The 16,810-nt window shown below is 57.3% G+C and carries 17 protein-coding genes and 1 pseudogene; all 18 read right to left on the bottom strand.

Annotation, left to right across the window (positions count from 1 at the left end; translation table 11 throughout):
- The coding region (locus Q0319_RS15865) for a hypothetical protein (RefSeq protein WP_299454255.1) at nucleotides 1–191 on the bottom strand (191 nt) is incomplete at its 3' end.
- The gene (locus tag Q0319_RS15860) at nucleotides 188–1,315 is read right to left on the bottom strand and encodes a glycosyltransferase (RefSeq protein ID WP_299454252.1); all 1,128 of its coding nucleotides are present in this window, start codon (nucleotides 1,313–1,315) and stop codon (nucleotides 188–190) included. The genes Q0319_RS15865 and Q0319_RS15860, both read right to left, overlap by 4 nt.
- A 5-nt stretch (nucleotides 1,316–1,320) precedes the next feature.
- Nucleotides 1,321–2,460 (bottom strand): glycosyltransferase family 1 protein, encoded by a 1,140-nt coding sequence (locus Q0319_RS15855; RefSeq protein WP_299454258.1) that lies wholly within the window; start codon nucleotides 2,458–2,460, stop codon nucleotides 1,321–1,323.
- 2 nt (nucleotides 2,461–2,462) lie between these two features.
- Entirely contained in the window at nucleotides 2,463–3,317 is an 855-nt protein-coding gene (locus tag Q0319_RS15850) for a GDP-mannose 4,6-dehydratase (protein WP_299454249.1), read from the bottom strand.
- Between the two features lie 11 nt (nucleotides 3,318–3,328).
- Entirely contained in the window at nucleotides 3,329–3,739 is a 411-nt protein-coding gene (locus Q0319_RS15845; protein WP_299454246.1) for a type II toxin-antitoxin system VapC family toxin, read from the bottom strand.
- 78 nt (nucleotides 3,740–3,817) lie between these two features.
- Nucleotides 3,818–4,003 carry a hypothetical protein gene (locus Q0319_RS15840; protein WP_299454243.1) on the bottom strand — a complete coding sequence of 62 codons (186 nt, stop codon included), beginning with the start codon at nucleotides 4,001–4,003 and terminating at the stop codon, nucleotides 3,818–3,820.
- Between the two features lie 67 nt (nucleotides 4,004–4,070).
- Nucleotides 4,071–5,105 (bottom strand): GDP-mannose 4,6-dehydratase, encoded by a 1,035-nt coding sequence (gene gmd / locus Q0319_RS15835; protein WP_299454240.1) that lies wholly within the window; start codon nucleotides 5,103–5,105, stop codon nucleotides 4,071–4,073.
- 261 nt (nucleotides 5,106–5,366) lie between these two features.
- Nucleotides 5,367–6,686 carry a glycosyltransferase family 4 protein gene (locus tag Q0319_RS15830; protein WP_299454237.1) on the bottom strand — a complete coding sequence of 440 codons (1,320 nt, stop codon included), beginning with the start codon at nucleotides 6,684–6,686 and terminating at the stop codon, nucleotides 5,367–5,369.
- The gene (locus Q0319_RS15825; protein ID WP_299454234.1) at nucleotides 6,683–7,720 is read right to left on the bottom strand and encodes a glycosyltransferase family 4 protein; all 1,038 of its coding nucleotides are present in this window, start codon (nucleotides 7,718–7,720) and stop codon (nucleotides 6,683–6,685) included. The genes Q0319_RS15830 and Q0319_RS15825 overlap by 4 nt, the downstream gene beginning before the upstream one ends.
- A complete protein-coding gene (locus Q0319_RS15820; protein WP_299454231.1) occupies nucleotides 7,717–8,751 on the bottom strand; it encodes a glycosyltransferase family 4 protein in 1,035 nt (344 codons plus the stop codon). The genes Q0319_RS15825 and Q0319_RS15820 overlap by 4 nt, the downstream gene beginning before the upstream one ends.
- Nucleotides 8,748–9,851 (bottom strand): DegT/DnrJ/EryC1/StrS family aminotransferase, encoded by a 1,104-nt coding sequence (locus Q0319_RS15815; RefSeq protein ID WP_299454228.1) that lies wholly within the window; start codon nucleotides 9,849–9,851, stop codon nucleotides 8,748–8,750. The genes Q0319_RS15820 and Q0319_RS15815 overlap by 4 nt, the downstream gene beginning before the upstream one ends.
- 10 nt (nucleotides 9,852–9,861) lie before the next feature.
- Nucleotides 9,862–10,479 carry an acetyltransferase gene (locus Q0319_RS15810; protein ID WP_299454225.1) on the bottom strand — a complete coding sequence of 206 codons (618 nt, stop codon included), beginning with the start codon at nucleotides 10,477–10,479 and terminating at the stop codon, nucleotides 9,862–9,864.
- Complete coding sequence (locus Q0319_RS15805) at nucleotides 10,464–11,639, bottom strand: FkbM family methyltransferase (protein ID WP_299454222.1); 1,176 nt, start codon at nucleotides 11,637–11,639, stop codon at nucleotides 10,464–10,466. Before Q0319_RS15805 ends, Q0319_RS15810 begins: the two co-directional genes overlap by 16 nt.
- Nucleotides 11,640–11,648: 9 nt before the next feature.
- A complete protein-coding gene (locus Q0319_RS15800; RefSeq protein ID WP_299454219.1) occupies nucleotides 11,649–12,932 on the bottom strand; it encodes an ABC transporter ATP-binding protein in 1,284 nt (427 codons plus the stop codon).
- 4 nt (nucleotides 12,933–12,936) lie between these two features.
- The gene (locus Q0319_RS15795) at nucleotides 12,937–13,641 is read right to left on the bottom strand and encodes a DUF3800 domain-containing protein (protein WP_299454216.1); all 705 of its coding nucleotides are present in this window, start codon (nucleotides 13,639–13,641) and stop codon (nucleotides 12,937–12,939) included.
- A 257-nt stretch (nucleotides 13,642–13,898) separates the two neighbouring features.
- Nucleotides 13,899–14,699, bottom strand: coding sequence for an ABC transporter permease (locus Q0319_RS15790; RefSeq protein WP_299454213.1), 801 nt, complete (start codon nucleotides 14,697–14,699; stop codon nucleotides 13,899–13,901).
- Nucleotides 14,696–16,141, bottom strand: coding sequence for a mannose-1-phosphate guanylyltransferase/mannose-6-phosphate isomerase (locus tag Q0319_RS15785; RefSeq protein WP_299454210.1), 1,446 nt, complete (start codon nucleotides 16,139–16,141; stop codon nucleotides 14,696–14,698). The genes Q0319_RS15790 and Q0319_RS15785 overlap by 4 nt, the downstream gene beginning before the upstream one ends.
- Nucleotides 16,142–16,173: 32 nt before the next feature.
- Nucleotides 16,174–16,707, bottom strand: a pseudogene (locus Q0319_RS15780) (IS1595 family transposase).
- Between the last annotated feature and the right edge of the window lie 103 nt (nucleotides 16,708–16,810).

The raw sequence follows: 16,810 nt of genomic DNA, 5'->3' as shown, positions 1-16,810 counted from the left end.
GGTCGTAAATCCATACCCACGGCAACCGCAGTCCCCTCGCGAACAGCGTGAACCACACGCATCTGCTGCATGAACGCATACACATAGGCAAAAACAGCTTCCGCGCTCAAATCGGCTACCAACGCGCGCACGCCACTGGTACCAAAGCTCACCCTGGGGAAACGCTCGCGAATCAGGTAGGACTCGTTCATGGACATTTATTCAATACATCCTGGTAGAGCTGCGCATACGCCCTGCCCATTGCGGGGCCAGAAAACAGCGCCTCATACCGCCGCCTGGCGGCGCGGCCAAATTTTTCCGCCTGCGCTTCGTCGCCCAGCAGGGCATTCATGGCGTGTGCAAGGGCCTCAGGCGATTCTGGCGGCACCACGAACCCCGTTTCACCGTGCAGGTTGACGAAGGATGTTCCGGTGCCTATTTCACAGCTCACCATGGGCTTGCTATACATCGAGGCCTCGACCAGCACCATGCCATAAGCCTCTGAACGCAGATGAGAAGGCAGCACCAAACAGCGGCATGCTTTCAGCAGGGCCATTTTTTCGCTGTCTGTCACCTGTCCAGCAAACACCACATTCTTCAAACCCAGCAACGAAGCCTGGCTTTGCAAGGCAGATGCTTCTGGCCCTGTACCGGCCACCACAACACGGCCAGCCACATGGCGACAGCCATCGAGCAGCACATGCAACCCCTTGTAATAACGCAATACGCCAATGAAAAGCACAAAGGGCTCGGCGGACTCAATACCCAGTTTTGCAAACACAGCTTCGTCCGGCGCAACGGCATAAGACGACTCATCTATGCCCAGGGGAATCTGCCGGACCCGTGTTCTTATGGATGGATCAGACAGCACCGGGCTGCCTGCTGCATAAGCCGGCGCATTTGAAACGATGGCATCCATGCTGCGAAGCGTATGCCACATCAATGGCCTATAAACCATGCCCAACCACTGCTGGCGCACGATGTCTGAAATATAGGTCAGCACCGATGGCTTCTTTGGTATAAAAAGTCGCAGCACGTCTGCATAAGGCCATGGAAACAGGTAGTGAATCACATCGGCTTGCACGGCCAATTGCCGAAAAGACTGCACCGCATCCAGCGCACCCAAGTCACAGGATGCTGGCGCCACCCAGGAACGGCAACGCACCACCTTCGCTTCCGGCCTATCAACTACCCGGGGCCATGGTTTGGGCGACAACGTGAAAACCGTGTTCTCAACCCCATGAGCCTGCGTGCTGATGCAGATCTGCCGTATGGCTTCCTGCAACCCCCCGGGCGGATCGGGAAAGTAGGTTCGATAAACGTGCAAGACCTTCATTCCGGTCAAGCCTCAGAGACGGCACGGTACACAGCCAGGGTCTCGCGGGTGCATTTCTTCCAGGAAAACTGACGGGCGCGATCTAAACCCGCTGCGCACGCGCGCGCGCGCCACACCTCATCCTCTAAGCCTATTTCCAGCAGCTTTAGCAAACCATCCACGTCATCTGGATCATGCATCGCCGCTGCACTGCCTGCCACCTCGGGCAAACTGGATGCGTTCGAGCACACCACCGGAACACCACTCGCCATGGCCTCCAACACCGGCAAGCCAAAGCCTTCATAATGAGACGGATAGACAAACAACCGGGCCCCCGCCATCAGCAAAGGCAAGGTTTGTTGCGGCACGAACCCCAGATACCTCAACCAGCCCTGACTTTGCGCGGCTTGAAGGCTTTGGTGCAGATCCTCGCTATTCCAGCCTCGGTATCCAGCAACCACCAAAGGCCAGCGCATTCGCGTGGCCTTTGGTAGCCGGCCATATGCTTGCAGCAGCGACGATAGGTTTTTCCTCGGCTCCACCGTACCGGCAAACAGGCAATAGCCCCCTGGCTCCAGCCTCATCGCGCGTAATGCGGGAGCCAATTCATCGGGCGACCGTGGGGCAAACTCTGGGCCGCTGGCCAAATGTACGGCAAATATCCTATCCAGGGGCCAGGTAAAGTATTTCGCCACCTCCTGACGTGTATATTCCGTATCGGTGATGATGACGCTAGCCCGCTTGAGCGAAAGCTCCATCTCGGCTCGCATATACCGCACCCGTTCCGGAGGGTGCCACTGCGCCCACACATAATGCGACAAGTCGTGAATCGTCACGACGCTGCGCCCGGCAAACGGGGGTAGGTAATAGTTGGGGCCATGAAATATATGGTCCTCCAAGCCCTTCAAGGCGCGCGATTTCAGCCAAGGGCTCAGATGGCGAAAAGCGGCAACAGTCAAACCATTTCGCTGGGCAAACCTTTTCCACGCAGGCGTGCCGGCCATGGGGTTTTCATCCCGTGGCTGCGACAACTCATCGCTCAAACGATACCCACGCAAAAATTTCAGGCTTTCCAGAGCCTCGCTCTGCAGGCCCTTGCCCAGCTCATACGTGTAACGGCCAATCCCTGTCAAAGGAAACTTGACGGGATCCACCGACAAAACCACCTTCAAGGTACCGCCTCACTCAGCATCCAGCCCAAGGTCTCCTGGAGTGGCGGGGTATCCCAATCGCCGATCAATGCACGCAAGCGGGAGGGGTCACCACACAGCGACCGGACCTCATTGGCCCGCACGAAAGCTGGGTTCACCCGAACAGCCATAACGTGCCCCGTGAGGCGCTCGCACAGGGCCAGCGCCTCCCGCAGGGAATGCGTGCGTCCCGAGCATACGTTCACGGTTTCGCCAGCCGGGCCTGCCTCCAGCAGGCGCCGGTAGGCTTCGGCCACGGCCCGCACATCCGAAAAATCGCGCCAGACATCCAGGTTGCCCAGTTCGATCACCCCCGCCCGACGCTTGAAAAGCGCCACGATCTTGGGCAAAAGAAACATCTCGCTTTGGCCAACGCCGGTGTAATTGAACGGCCGGACGATCACGATGGGCAGCCTGTCCAGCCACAACCGCGCCATGTGCTCCATGGCCGCTTTACTCACGGCGTAATCGTTAGCCGGCTTGAGCGGCGCATCTTCGCTCAGCACACCCGCCGTGCCGTTACCATACACATTGGCACTGCTCGCCAGCAGCACGCAATCCGGCCGCTTGCCGCAATCGGCCAGGGCCGCCAGCAGGTTGCGCGTGCCCATCAAGTTCACGCGATAAAAATCGTTGGCCTCGCCGTGCCCCACGAAGGCAATGCCCGCCAAATGGGCCACACAGTCGGGTTGCACCCGCTTCACCTCGGCAGCCAGAGCCGCCGCGTCGGTTAAATCAGCCTGCAGACCGACAACCTCATGCCCGTGCCCAACCAGTTCATCCCGCAGATAGCGACCGGTAAACCCTTCAAGCCCCGTAATCAACACACGCATCGCACATGATCTCAAGGTAGGAAGTCTTCCAGCCGGCGCCCAAGACGCAAGCCGTCGACATGCCCAAAGTGAGCATCAAGGCTCAACAGGGCTACCCCATGCTCCAGGGCACTGGCGGCAATCCATAGATCATTGGCCGGTATGGGCTGGCCTTTCCGTCTCAGGCCAACATAAACAAGTGCATAGCTGTCAACCGTGTTCGCCGTAATCGGCAAAACACTCACCCGTGGCGACTCGAGAAAGCGCGCCAATTCAGCGCGATTTTTCGCTTCACGCCCGCCTGCCGCAAACCCACCCAGCAACTCCCCTAAGACCACACTATTCAGGTGCAATTTTTCCGCATACGCAACGACATCGACAATTTCCTGTTCGCCGCGCATAAACCCGGCATACGCATTGGTATCCAGCAAGATCGGTCGCATCGATTATTTCCAGAGATCCGACTCAACCTTGTCGAAGCTCTCGGTGTTGGCTGCGAATTCAACCGCCTCGGCCTCACTTCATGCACCCGCAAGCGCGTCAAGATCATCAAAACGCTGACTTACCGGTTTGTGCGGCACCCTACCTAGTCCCTGATCGATCAGCCGCAAAACCAGTGCATTGACGCTCGCGCCCTGCTGGCTTGCTATTGACTTCAGGGTTGCAAGCGCAGCTTGATCCAAGCCACGAATACTCAAGTTCGACATGACATCACCTCATGCAATCAATTTGCACTCACGAATGATAGCATCAAGGCAACAGGAAGTTGCACACTCAAAAAGACACCCCACGCGCCACGCGCTTGAGATCCGCCTCCACCATCATCTGACAGAGTGCTTCGAGGCTGGTCTTGGGCTCCCAACCCAACTTGGCCTTGGCTTTGGCAGGGTTGCCGATCAGCAGATCCACCTCGGCCGGGCGGTAGAACTTGGGGTTGATGCGCACCACCGTCTTACCCGTGGCCGTATCCACGGCGGTTTCGTTCTCGCCCCTGCCTTTGAAGTCGACCGTAATGCCCGCGCCATTGAAGGCCATGCGTACGAAATCGCGCACCGTCTCGGTGCGCCCCGTCGCCAGCACATAGGTGTCCGGCACATCGGCCTGCAACATGTGCCACATGCCTTCGACATACTCCTTGGCAAAGCCCCAGTCCCGCTTGGCATCCAGGTTGCCGAGTTCCAGGCACTCCAGCTTGCCCAGCTTGATCTTCGCCACACCGTCCGTGATCTTGCGAGTAACGAACTCGAGGCCGCGCAGAGGGCTTTCATGGTTGAACAGGATGCCGCTGCAACCGAATATGCCAAAACTCTCGCGGTAATTCACCGTCATCCAGTGGGCGTAAAGCTTGGCTACCCCATACGGGCTGCGAGGGTAAAAAGGCGTGTCTTCCGTCTGCGGAATCGCTTGCACCTTGCCAAACATCTCGCTCGTGCTGGCCTGGTAGAAACGAATTTTCGGGTTGACGATACGTATCGCCTCCAGCAAGTTCAACGCTCCTAGGCCAGTGATCTGCGCCGTGGTCATCGGCTGGTCGAACGACACCGCCACGAAGCTCTGCGCCGCCAGGTTGTAAACCTCGGTTGCCTCGGTCTTATGCAACAGACGAATCGTTGATCCCAAATCCGTCAGGTCATACTCAAGCAGATGCAGCTTGGGGTGATCCTTGATGCCAAGTTCCTCGACGCGCCAGAAGTTGACGGAACTGGTGCGGCGGCAGGTGCCGTAAACTGTGTAGCCCTTGTCGAGCAGCAGTTGCGCCAAGTACGCGCCGTCTTGACCGGTGATGCCGGTGACAAGTACTGCTTTCATTAACGCCTCCTCCTCATGAAAAAACGTTGTATCAACCCGGAACGCCAATGGCCGGAGTGTACCGGATAAGAGAAGACTCCCCCGGTCGCCAAGGATTGCGCAAACCCGATCTGCCACTCCACGATACCATGGTGCCCGAGCATGACTGATCGAACGGCCCCGTAAACGATGTTGATAAACAGCAGACAAGCCAGCAGAAAGAACCGTTCGAGCAGGCTGGCAAGATTCATGGATGAAAGTTTTTCTCTGGCCCTCAGCACATCAGGCCTTCTGATCTTGGACTGCGCCGACATCAAAAATCCGGAGGGGACCCAAGGTATCAGGCAAGGTCAGCATTGATTCTGCCCCGGCCCATTGGGCGAGTTGACGCGCAAAAACCTGCATTGTCTCGGACACCAGCATACTTCTCTGGCTCAACGACACAAGGTCCGTCAGCTGCCGAGCATAATTTTTCGCCGTAAAGGTCTCACGAGCCCAGGCTTGAGCTTGCATACCCAGCGATTTGCGCGTCATCGGATTGGCCTTGAGGTCAAGCAACTCCTTGCACAAATCCGCCTCTTCATGGTCAGGACGTATCTTCCGGACACAATCGTCAGGCAACTCGGCGAAGAAGCCGGCGTTTTCTACTATCAACGGCCGAGCGCTAAGCATGGCCTCGATGGCGGAAGCCGATGCGGCCTCGAGCGTCGGGTTTCGCAAGCAGCACACAACGTCAGCGCCAGCCAGCAGCCGTTGCAGTTCCTGATCACTGACCTCGCCGCAAACATGAAGATCCACACCCAAAGCGTTGGCCAATTCTTCTAATCCTCGGCGCATGTCAGTCTGTATCGCGCCGGCCAATGTGTAGCTCGTTCCCTCCCGTAAGCGTTCGTCGGCGCCGATGGCTCGGATCACGCATTCCGCACGCTTATTGGGATTCACATGCCCCACTGTCAGCACTTGCATACGCCCGACGCTAGAGATCGGCGTTTCGAACCGCGAGCCAACTGCAGGCACCACCTCATAGGCCAAAGGCACAAGGCGCACCGGGCCGGGACAGGCAGACAGCACACGGCCCATCCCCCAGCCACTGTGCGCGATCACTGCACTCGCCTGGCTGGCGATCCATTCGGTCATTGGCGCATTTTCATGGGTAGCGGCGATGAAGTTGGCGGACGACGTGTGCGCGAAATAGGTCCGTGCGATTTCATCGCCATACCATTGCTGGAGCACGGCCGATGCCCGCTTGCGATCAGACTGCCCCCAGGTCCAAAAAAGATTTCCCAGAAAAAAGTCATGCAGGCAGACGATGCCACGCTGTCGTTCAAGCCAATAAAGACTGCCTTCGTGGTAGTGAAAATTGTCGCCGATTTGATAAATGACGGCATCAGCGCTTGTTATGGCCGCTTGCACCTCATCAGAATCTGTCCAGTGCATCGCCTGCGCGCCGAAATCCCGCACCTCGCCATGTCTGCTTTCAGCCGACTCGGTGCATACCACTACGACAGTGTGGCCGTTGCCACAAAGTTCATTCACAACCAGATGAGCCATGCGACCGATCGCAGAGGCCCTGGGGCATGGCGCGAACATGACCAGATTCATGTCAGCAACTTCTCTATCGTCCGTGGCCATGTAATGCCCATTCGTAGCCAAAGCTCTCGCGCGGCCGCGCCTAGCCGTGCTGCCGTCGTTTGATCTGTGCAAGCACTGGCCATGGCCTGCGCGAGCGGCTCAGGATCAGGCTCCGTCACCCATCCGGTTTCCCCTGGCCGCACCAACCCAAGCACACCGCCGCTGTCATGGGCGCTAATCAACGCCTTGCCAGCGGTTGCGGCCTCCATGGCGACATAGCCGAGAGAATCCTCATCGTATGGCAAATAGGCTACGGCATTCGCAGCATTCAGATAGGCCGCGTATTCGCTCCGTGGCAAGAAGCGCAGGTCCAGCTTAACCCGGTCACCGAGACCGTGCTGCTCCACCAGCCGTTCCAGCTGGCGAGCATCGTCGGGTGTGTCCGGTGGGCCGGCAACAACCAGACGTGCCAATGGCGGCGCCTTTGCCATCGCCTCCACAAGCAGATGCTGGCGTTTCATGCCGTTTATTCGTCCGCCAGCAAAAACATATCCCTGCCCAGCTCCGCCGGTGAACAACTCAGGATCATTGAGTGGCGGCAGCAAAACTTCGGAGTCAAAGCGATTGAATTTCTTCAGCCGCGTCCGCGTCACCTCGGAGTTGACAAAAATTCGTCGGCTCTCCTTGAAGGCTTCGCCATCGGCCGCCACAATCGCATTGCGGATTGTGGCGCCTACTTCGTTTTCCGGCAGATTGCTCTGACCAGACTCGAGAAGATCATATGCCTGACGGTATTGATGTAATAGCCAGAGCGTCTTGTGAGGATGCCGGATCAGATAGGCCGGAAACTTCAATGCGATTACCCGATCGACGTTCCAAAGCTCGAGCGAACGCACCATCAGCATCTGGGATGGAATTCGCGTGGCTGGCTCCCACTGGAACGGGATTCTCAGCACCTCGCTCTGATGGCCGGCTTCAGTAAGATTGCGCTGAAGGTGTGCAGCCAGTTCCTCTGCGCCACCCCATAAAAATGGTGCCATATTGTTGACGACTAGAACTTTCATGCGAGCAGCCTGTTCAGAACCCTGGCCCAGTTGATGTCCAGTTCTTCCAAGCGATCTCGGGCCGCCCTGCCCATGCGTTCAGTTGCGTGGCGATCTTCATATAACTGGTCGAGTGCAGCAGCAAGTTCTTCCGGCCGCGGATTGCAGACCAGCCCGTTTCGGCCGTGCTCCACAAGTTCCAGAACGCCACCTGCATCGCTGGTGGTGAGGATCGGTTTTCCAGCATGGCTCGCCTCAAGGCTGGGGTAGCCGTATGAGTCCTCATCGAGGGGAAGATACGCTGCAGCCAGACACTCGGCCAAGTAATCCACCTTTTGCTCTTCGCTGATCCAGCCATGCTCGATGATTACCCGTTTTCCCAGCCCATATCGGTTGACGAGCGCAAACAATTCCTTGACGTAATCCGAGCGAGAACTTGTTCCGCATAGGCGCAGACGCACCGGCGTCTGTGTGTAGCGCATGGCCTCCACCAGCAAATGCTGACGCTTGTGGTGCTCGACGCGACAGATATACACCACTTCGTCGTTGAACCCCCGACAATGAAAACGCTGCGGGGCAAAAATTGGTGGATACAGCACTTCGCTGTTCACGCCGTTGTAGTCCCGAAGCCGCTGGCTTACCACTGCAGAATTGGTGAAGACGTGCCTTGCCTCTCGCAAGGCGCGGGTATCGGCGTCATGCAGGGCATCGCGTATGTTGCAGTGACGCGCGTCGGCCGGGAAGCCTCGGTATGGGGTGTCCCAGAGATCGTAGAAAGCCCTGATGTGGTGAATGAACCAAAGCACCTTATTGGGATGAGGGACCACATGCGCCGGCGGGCGGAAGCAAATCACCCGGTCCGCAGCGTCAAGATCGAGCCAGCGGTAGGCGGCCATCTGCGTGAACAGGCGCTCCGGCGTGTCTACATGGGGCAGGTAAATTCGCTCCACCTGATGCCCTTCGGCAAGGAGGGTGGATTCCAGCCACTCGACGATGTTGCGCGCCCCACCATAGACAAAGGGAACAAAGGATGAGCAGAGGGCAATTTTCATGCAGCCAATGCCTGCCCTAGGGCGTCTGCAATGCGCTGTACGTCAGCTTGGGTCAAGGCCTGATGCGTCGGCAAGTTGATGCCGCGCTGTGCCCAGAGATCGGCAACCGGGAAGACAGCTGGCTGTGCATAAGGAGGAAGGATGTGCATGGGGTAAAAAACCGGCCGCGTCTCAATGCCGGCAGCATCCAGAAGACTTATGATGGCGTCCCGGCGGACCGCGTTGCCCGCGCGGAGGAAAATGTTGTACATCCAGAACACCTGACGCGCCCAGGGTTCGGATTGGGGGCGCACAATCTGCGTGTCGAACGGGGCAAGTGCTTCGTCATACCAGCGCGCTAGGCGATCTCGTTCTGAAAGCGCCTGATCGATCGTCTCCATTTGCGCCAAGCCGATTGCTGCTTGAATGTTGGTCATCCGATAGTTGTATCCGATGACTGGAAACCAATAGCGGCGCACGGGATCCATGCCCTGCCCACGGAAAAGCCGCAATCGAGCGGCCAGGGTATCATCATCGGTGGTGATCATGCCGCCTTCACCGGTGGTAACGATCTTGTTACCAAAGAAGCTGAATGTGGCGCACCGCCCCAAGGCGCCTACCTTTTTTCCGTTGACCTCGGCGCCGTGGGCTTCCGCTGCATCCTCAAGCACCCAGAGGCCGTGTCGCTCGGCGACTGCGTTGATGGCATCCATATCAGCAGGATGGCCATAGAGGTGCACAGCGATGATACCTCGTGTTCGCGGGGTAATACGGTGCTCGATGTCTGCCGGGTCGAGGTTCATCGTGTACGGCAAAACATCGGCCAGCACAGGGGTGGCGCCGCAGTAACGCACAGCATTTGCGGTCGCGATGTAAGTTACCGTGGGGATGATGACTTCATCACCCGGCTGAAGATCAAGTGCCACAAGGGCCAGATGCAATGCCGTCGTCCCGTTGTTGGCGCTGACCGCATGCTTGGTTCCGCAGTATTGAGCAAAGGCTTCTTCGAACGCCCCGATATATTTTCCGGCCGACGAAATCCAACTGCTGTCAATGCAGTCAAGCACATACTTGCGCTCATTGCCGGCCAAACACGGCTGTGCAACAGAAATACGTTTCATCAAATCCCCTTCAAATAACTCTAGCCGGTACACCGACCGCCCGAACCTTGTCCGGAATATTGTCGATGACTACCGTACCCGCACCAAGAACAACCTCACTGCCAATGCTTACTCCCGGAATCACCTTGCAGCCAATGCCGAGAAAACTCTCGGCACCAACCGCCACATTGCCAGCCAGTCCGCAGGTAGGGGCAATATGGGCAGCGTCGCCAATGTGACAGTCATGATCGATGCAGGCGCCCGTATTGACGATGACCAAGTTGCCGATCACGGTGTCCGCATTGATAACCGCTCCCGCCATGACGGCTATGCCCTCCCCAAGGTGGGCGCTGGGCGACACGACCGCCTGCGGGCTGATGGCATTGACGAGCCGAAAGCCAAGGTTCTTCACCATTGCCGCCAAGCGTCGGCGTGTGGCATTGACACCGACGGCTACAAAGGCTTGGTCATAACCCTGGGCACGCAGGCGCGCCAGATGTTCGTCGCCGCGTAGTACAGGAATCCCAAGGCAGGTCTCGGCATCGGTGACACCAACACAATAGGCAATACGCTGCCCCATGGCGCGCAACAGTTCGATGCAAACCTTGGCATGGCCACTGTCGCCAATGACGATTATTTCGCTTCGCATGCCTTTGCCCAGACCGAGGAGCCACGCCGTGCAACAAGAAGATTGGCCGATTCAAGCTGCGAAAAGGTTCGCGGATCAAAAGGGCTCAATGTGCCCTTGATGGGATCAATGGCTTGATAGTCAAGGTCCATTGCAGCAAATCGATCAAACCAGTCGCCAACGGAAATGCCGACACGCGTCAGATGCGAAGGCCCAAATTCAACGATCAGTGCGATATCGGGATTGGATTCGATGAAGGGCATCGCACTCTTTAATACTTCCAGCTCTGCGCCTTCGACGTCGATCTTGATGCAGTCGATCCGGGTTTCCCGCGGGATGACATCCGCAAGCGTTACGACTGGAACTTTGGTTACCTCTCCAGCAGCGCTGCTTTCTTCGAGCGCATAAAGTGAGTGGTACCCGCTTGTTTTTCCAAGATGCAACGCTTGCATCCCGGGCTGCGACGAAACAGCCGCTTCATGAATTTCAACAACGCCTGCAAACCCGTTTATGAAAACAGACTCGGCGAGTAGGGCCCGTGTGGGGCCATAGGGCTCGAATGCCACGACTCTGCCCATGCCGCGCATTGCGCGCGCCGCCGCCAGGGTGTGTAGCCCGATATTGGCGCCGACATCGACAAATGTCATACCCGGCTGGACCAGGCGCTCAATTAGAAGACGGGTGCCGGATTCTAGTTCACCGGTGTCAAGCAAGCACGCGAGCATGGCACCATCAGTGGGACTACAAAACACGTAGCCTACAGAGCTCCTAACCAGTATTCGTCCATTGCCGCAGTTGACCGCAACGCGCCGTGCAGCTGCCAAGGCATAATTCTCAATATGGTCAAGCCGCTGCTGCAGTTGAGTTATGATATTAAGTATATCCCCATGACATTTACTTTGAAAACTCGGCTCCGACACGATCCGTGTCAGCTGCTCCAGGATCGGCCGATTAATATACTCTCGATACTTATACAGTGCAGGCCGTATCAACGTGAGTAGATGCCGGAGTACCCGTGAAAGTAAACGCTTCATCCAACTTTCCTTTCGTGTATCGATGGCAGCTGAGGTCATGCCACCCGTACCGGCCTGCCGGACCGCGCTGGCGCGCAGTTGGGCGATGGCCGCCACGGCCGCTTTGCCGCTATCGACACCGTTTCTCAATACTTTATTGGAATGCATAAGCCGACCTTAACCCACTTCCTTGGCGCCGGCTTGGTTAACAGGCATGGTCTGGCCATTTTGGTGCATCGAGGGCATTTCTATACGTATGCTTTGATCCATCCAAAGGCATCCGACGAAACCATGCTTGGTCATATTAACCACGTGAAACATAAGTGCTCGGTCGCGCCATTCGTATTTATTGTCTAGGCGTGACCCATCTGCAACGATGGCCACCTGAACAGAATACGCCCCAACTCCCAAATTTGCCGGGAATTTGATGTAGTACGTTATCGCGGCCCCCGCACCCACGTCGTACAAGGGTTGTTCAGTTAGATCGGTATTCGTTCCGAACATGTTCTGCCCCAGTCGATCCCGTACTCCATACCCTAGAACCAATCGCGCAAGATTTCGGTTGGCGCGCACTTCAATCCTCAAGATCAGCATCTGCCCAACGTCAACAACCTCGACGACTCGGCCATCCTCGTCAAGCAGCTCAATAGCTGTAATCTCAGCTTCACCATTGCCGGAAATGGTTTGTGTTTTTCCATCTTGTAAAACAACTTGCCGGATGTACTGGTTGTGGGTCTCGGATAGTAGGGCGTTGTAATAATCCATGACAGCCTCGGGCTCGCCTTCCATCGCCAGTTCGCCCGCGCTGAGCAAAATCGCACGGTCGCAAATGCTTTGGATCGCCTGCTTGTCGTGGCTGACGATGAGCAGCGTGGTGCCTTGCTTACGGAATTCACGGATGCGATCGAAGCTTTTGTGCTGGAAGTAGGCATCCCCCACCGACAGGGCTTCGTCGATGATGAGGATGTCTGGCCTTCTGGCCGTGGCCACGGCAAAGGCCAGGCGCATCTGCATGCCGCTGGAGTAGACCCGCACCGGTTGGTCGATGTAGTCGCCGATTTCGGCAAAGGCTTCGATCTGGGGCATGAGGTCGCTGATTTCCTCGAGGGAATAGCCCAGCAACTGCCCGGCCATGACGGCATTTTGCCGTCCCGTGAACTCGGGGTGAAAGCCGATGCCAAGTTCCAGCAGGGCGGCCACCCGTCCTTGCATCTCTATGGTGCCCGTGGTGGGCTGGGTGGTGCCGGTGATCATCTTGAGCAGGGTGCTCTTGCCGGCGCCATTGACGCCGATGATGCCCACGGCCTCACCGGGTTGGACGGTGAAGTTGATATCCCTGAGCACCCAATGCAGGTGATGGCGCGGCTTGTCACGGGGGTCCAGCCATTCGGCCAGCCGCGCCCAGCGGGTGGGGTATTGCTTGTAGGCCTTGCCGAGATTGGTGACGGTGATAGCACCCATGGTATTAACGGGTCTTCAAATACAGTCCATGCACTTGCCCGCCTTCTGCGTCGAAGCAATCTTGGATGGGGGCGAGGAAAGCGGTATCTCGGTGTTGGTAGGCCCTGAACAGGGCAAATGCGACGAGATCGGCCAGTTGGATGAGACGGGATGCGCGCGAATCGAGAAACACCGGCACTTCAGCGTAGTTTCGGGTTTTTCCCCAGGTGTGGCCAGCGTATTTGAACTCGCGCGCCAGTGTTTGTATGCGCTGTTCAGTAGATGACTTGTCAAACAGGATGATGCCGCGTTGGGCATCGTTGTGTTTGGCGTATAGATGTTGCAGATAGCGATCGAACCGACTGGCCAGTTGTTCAAAGGCATGTTCCACGGGGTCTTCGCCAATCAAGGTGGCTTTGTCGATAACGGTGCCAAAAAGCCTAACGCTGCGGGGATGAAAGCGCGTCACGCCTTCTTTCAGTGCATCGTGGATCGCCTGAAGTCGTTCTGCGAGCGGGTGTTTTTTCCAACCTTCGCGGCCTGATCGCATCGGCGAACCATGCAACTCGACGGCATGAGGATTGTCTGGACTGAAACGCGATGCCACCTCGTTGAGCTTCTGTTCCACCCAGTGGGCGCTGCGTTCGAAAACCGCGATGCCGGCGAGTACGTAAAACCGTTGCGTGGGGTCCTTGACCGAGCCGGACTCATCCAGATAGAGCAAATGCATGAATTAGAGCCGCCCAGAAACGAAACAAGCCACACGATGTGTGGCTTGCGAATGGGGCAAGCCGGGCAGGGACTTTCCCTGGCGCACTGCAAGAAGGTCAGCGCTCCCGACTCGGAGTTTTAATGTACCACAAAAAGGGCTTGGCTTGTGAGCCTGGGTAGTAACATTGTTCTTGAGAAGACTGGCGAGCATGCCGAGGCCCTTTTCGTCAAAGCCCAAGGGCGAGGTGTGTCTGCTGAAGTCCATCACCGTGCCCATCACAGTTCATCCACGATCTCGCCGGCATGCCGGCGGAAGAGGCGCAGGGCATACAGTGCCAGGCCGATGGCGAGCGCGGCAAATATTGCCAGGCTGTGCCACTGGGGCCACTGGTTGGCGACGAAAATCCCTTGGTAGGCCCGCATGAGGGGATACATGGGGTTGAGGTTCATCCAGGGCTGCAACCAGTCGGGCAGAATGGTGGCGGGATAGACAATGGGCGTAGCCCAGAACCAGAACTGGAGCAATACGCCGGAGACCTGCCCAACGTCGCGAAAGAAGACGTTGAGCACGCCAAGGGTTATGCCCAGGCCGACGGCAAACAGGATGTGCAGGGCGAGCAAGGGGATGAGGCCCAAGATGCTCAGGCCGGGCAGGTTGCCCGTGACCAGCAGAAAGAGCATGAACAGGCCGAAGATGATGGAAAAGTTGAGCAGCGCGCTGGCCACTACGATGAGCGGGAGGGTCAGGCGCGGAAAGCTGAGCTTTTTGAGCAGGTTGGCGTTGTCCAGGAATACGGACTGGCTGCGCTGAACGATCTCGGCAAACAGGCCCCAGGTGAGGATGCCTGCGCAAAGGTAGATGCTGTAGGAGAAGGCGCCGTCCACACCAGGTAGTTTGGCCTTCATGACCTGGGAGAAGATGACGGTGTAGATGAGGATCATGGCCAGCGGCTGCAGCACCGTCCAGGCAACCCCCAGCATGGTGCCGCGATAGCGCAGCTGGTATTCGCGCCGCACGCTGCCAAGAATAAAGCCGCGGAAGTCCCAGACCGCTTTGAGAGGTGCAGTACTGATCATGCCCGGCCGTACCTGTCATCAAAGCGGACGATGTCGTCTTCGCCCAAATACTCGCCACTTTGGACTTCGATCATTACCAAGTCGAGTACGCCGGGGTTTTCCAACCGGTGCTTATGGCCCGCAGGGATGTAGGTAGATTCGTTGGTACCGACCATGACTTCACGCTCGCCATTGACGACTCTTGCCATACCGCTGACGACGATCCAGTGCTCGCTACGGTGGTGGTGCATTTGCAGGCTGAGGCTGGCCCCGGGCTTGACCTCAATGCGCTTGATCTTGAAGCGGGGGCCTTCTTCGAGCACGGTGTAAGTGCCCCAGGGGCGGGCCACGGTGCGGTGCAATTTATAAGCGTCGTGCCCCTTGGTTTTGAGCTGGGCGACGACCTTCTTGACGTCTTGCGCCTTGTCGGGGTGGGCCACCAGCAGGGCATCGGGCGTGTCGATGATCATGAGGTCGCTCACCCCCACGGTGGCCACCAACCGGTCTTCGCTCTGCACGAAGGTGTTGCGGCTGTCGACGAAAATGGCTTCGCCCACGGCGCGGTTTTGTGCTGCGTCTGGTTTGACCAATTCTTTGACGGCGTTCCACGAGCCAATGTCGCTCCAGCCAAAGTCGGACGGCACCACCGCCACATGGGCAGATCGCTCCATGACGGCGTAGTCGATAGAAATGTCGGGCACCTGAGCGAACGCCTGGGCCGGAATCTCAAGCATGTGGCCAGTGGTGTTGGGCTGGGCCTTGAGGGCTTGCCAGCAGGCGTGCACCGTGGTGGCCACATCGGGCGCGTGGTGGGCCACTTCTTCGAGCAGGCGGCCTGCTTGGAAGCAAAACATGCCCGAATTCCAGTAGAAGTTGCCGCTGGACAGGTAGGCCTGCGCTTTTTCGAGCGAGGGCTTTTCGACAAACCGGACGGCCTTGCGCCCTTGGGACAGGGCTTCACCGGCCTCTATGTAACCAAACCCGGTTTCTGGCCCGGTGGGGACAATGCCGAAGGTGACCAGGTGGCCTTGCTGGGCCAGGGCGGCCGCGTCCGCCACAGCGGCGGTGAAGCGGGCTGGGTCTTGTATGAGGTGGTCAGCCGCAAGGACCAGCATCAAGGCATCTGGGCCAAATTGCTCGACCACTTGGTGGGCCGCCAGGGCCACCGCAGGCGCGGTGTTGCGGCCCTCGGGTTCCAGCAAGAAAGCGCCAGGAAGCGGCTCACCAGGCTTGAGTGCCGCAAGCTCGTCCTTGCTCATGAAATAGTAGTCGCGGTTGGTGACGGTGAGCAATTCACCTTTGCCGCCCCCCAAGGATTCCATCACCGCCAATGCGCGGCGATAGGTTTTGAGCAGCAGGCTCTCACCATCGGCGAGTTTCATGAAGGGCTTGGGGTGGCCCTCGCGCGAGACAGGCCAGAGGCGAGTGCCAGCACCACCGGAGAGTATGACTGGGATGATCATTGGTTTGGTCTAGGGGCTGTAGTAGATAAGCACTAAATATCAGCCCACTCCTTTAGTGTTTTCAGTTGTTGTTTCGGTGTTCCGTAATTGAATCTGAACTCGCATTCCTTGAGGAATAGCGGGAACGATTCTTTCGGAATCCCATTGTATTTTCTTAGCATACGCTTGGCCTGATTCCAGAAGTTTTCAATGCCATTGATGTGGTTCTTGCCCCTGGCAAACAATGCCGAGTGATTGATCCTTTCATGATAGAAATTACTCACATCCAGCGCATTGTAGCTGCCATAACAATCCGTATACACAATGCTGTCTGGCGCTATCTTTCGGGCGATCAGCGGCATCAGTGTTTCCGTTTTGGTGTCATGCACGACCTTCGTGTACACCTTGTCGCCACGTTTCAATATACCAAAGACTGGCCTGACCCCATAGGGTGGTCCGGTTTCAATCTTAGTTCATGATCGGCCTTGGGGCTATTGCCTGGGCAGATTAGCCGTCACTTCCAGAACAAAATATTCAAGCAGCCTTAGCTGGTGTTTTCTTAATAACTTACAATGAGTTATCTTCATTCGATAAGCTTATCATTCAAGCTTATTGGCCTGACCCCATAGGGTGGTCCGGTTTCAATCTTAGTTCATGATCGGCCTTGGGGCTATTGCCTGGGCAGATGAC

Source organism: uncultured Pigmentiphaga sp. (assembly GCF_937950555.1).
In the GTDB taxonomy this organism is placed as follows: domain Bacteria; phylum Pseudomonadota; class Gammaproteobacteria; order Burkholderiales; family Burkholderiaceae_B; genus Pigmentiphaga.
The sequence above is the reverse complement of the archived record's forward strand: the minus strand, read 5'-3'. Positions and strand labels throughout refer to the sequence as shown.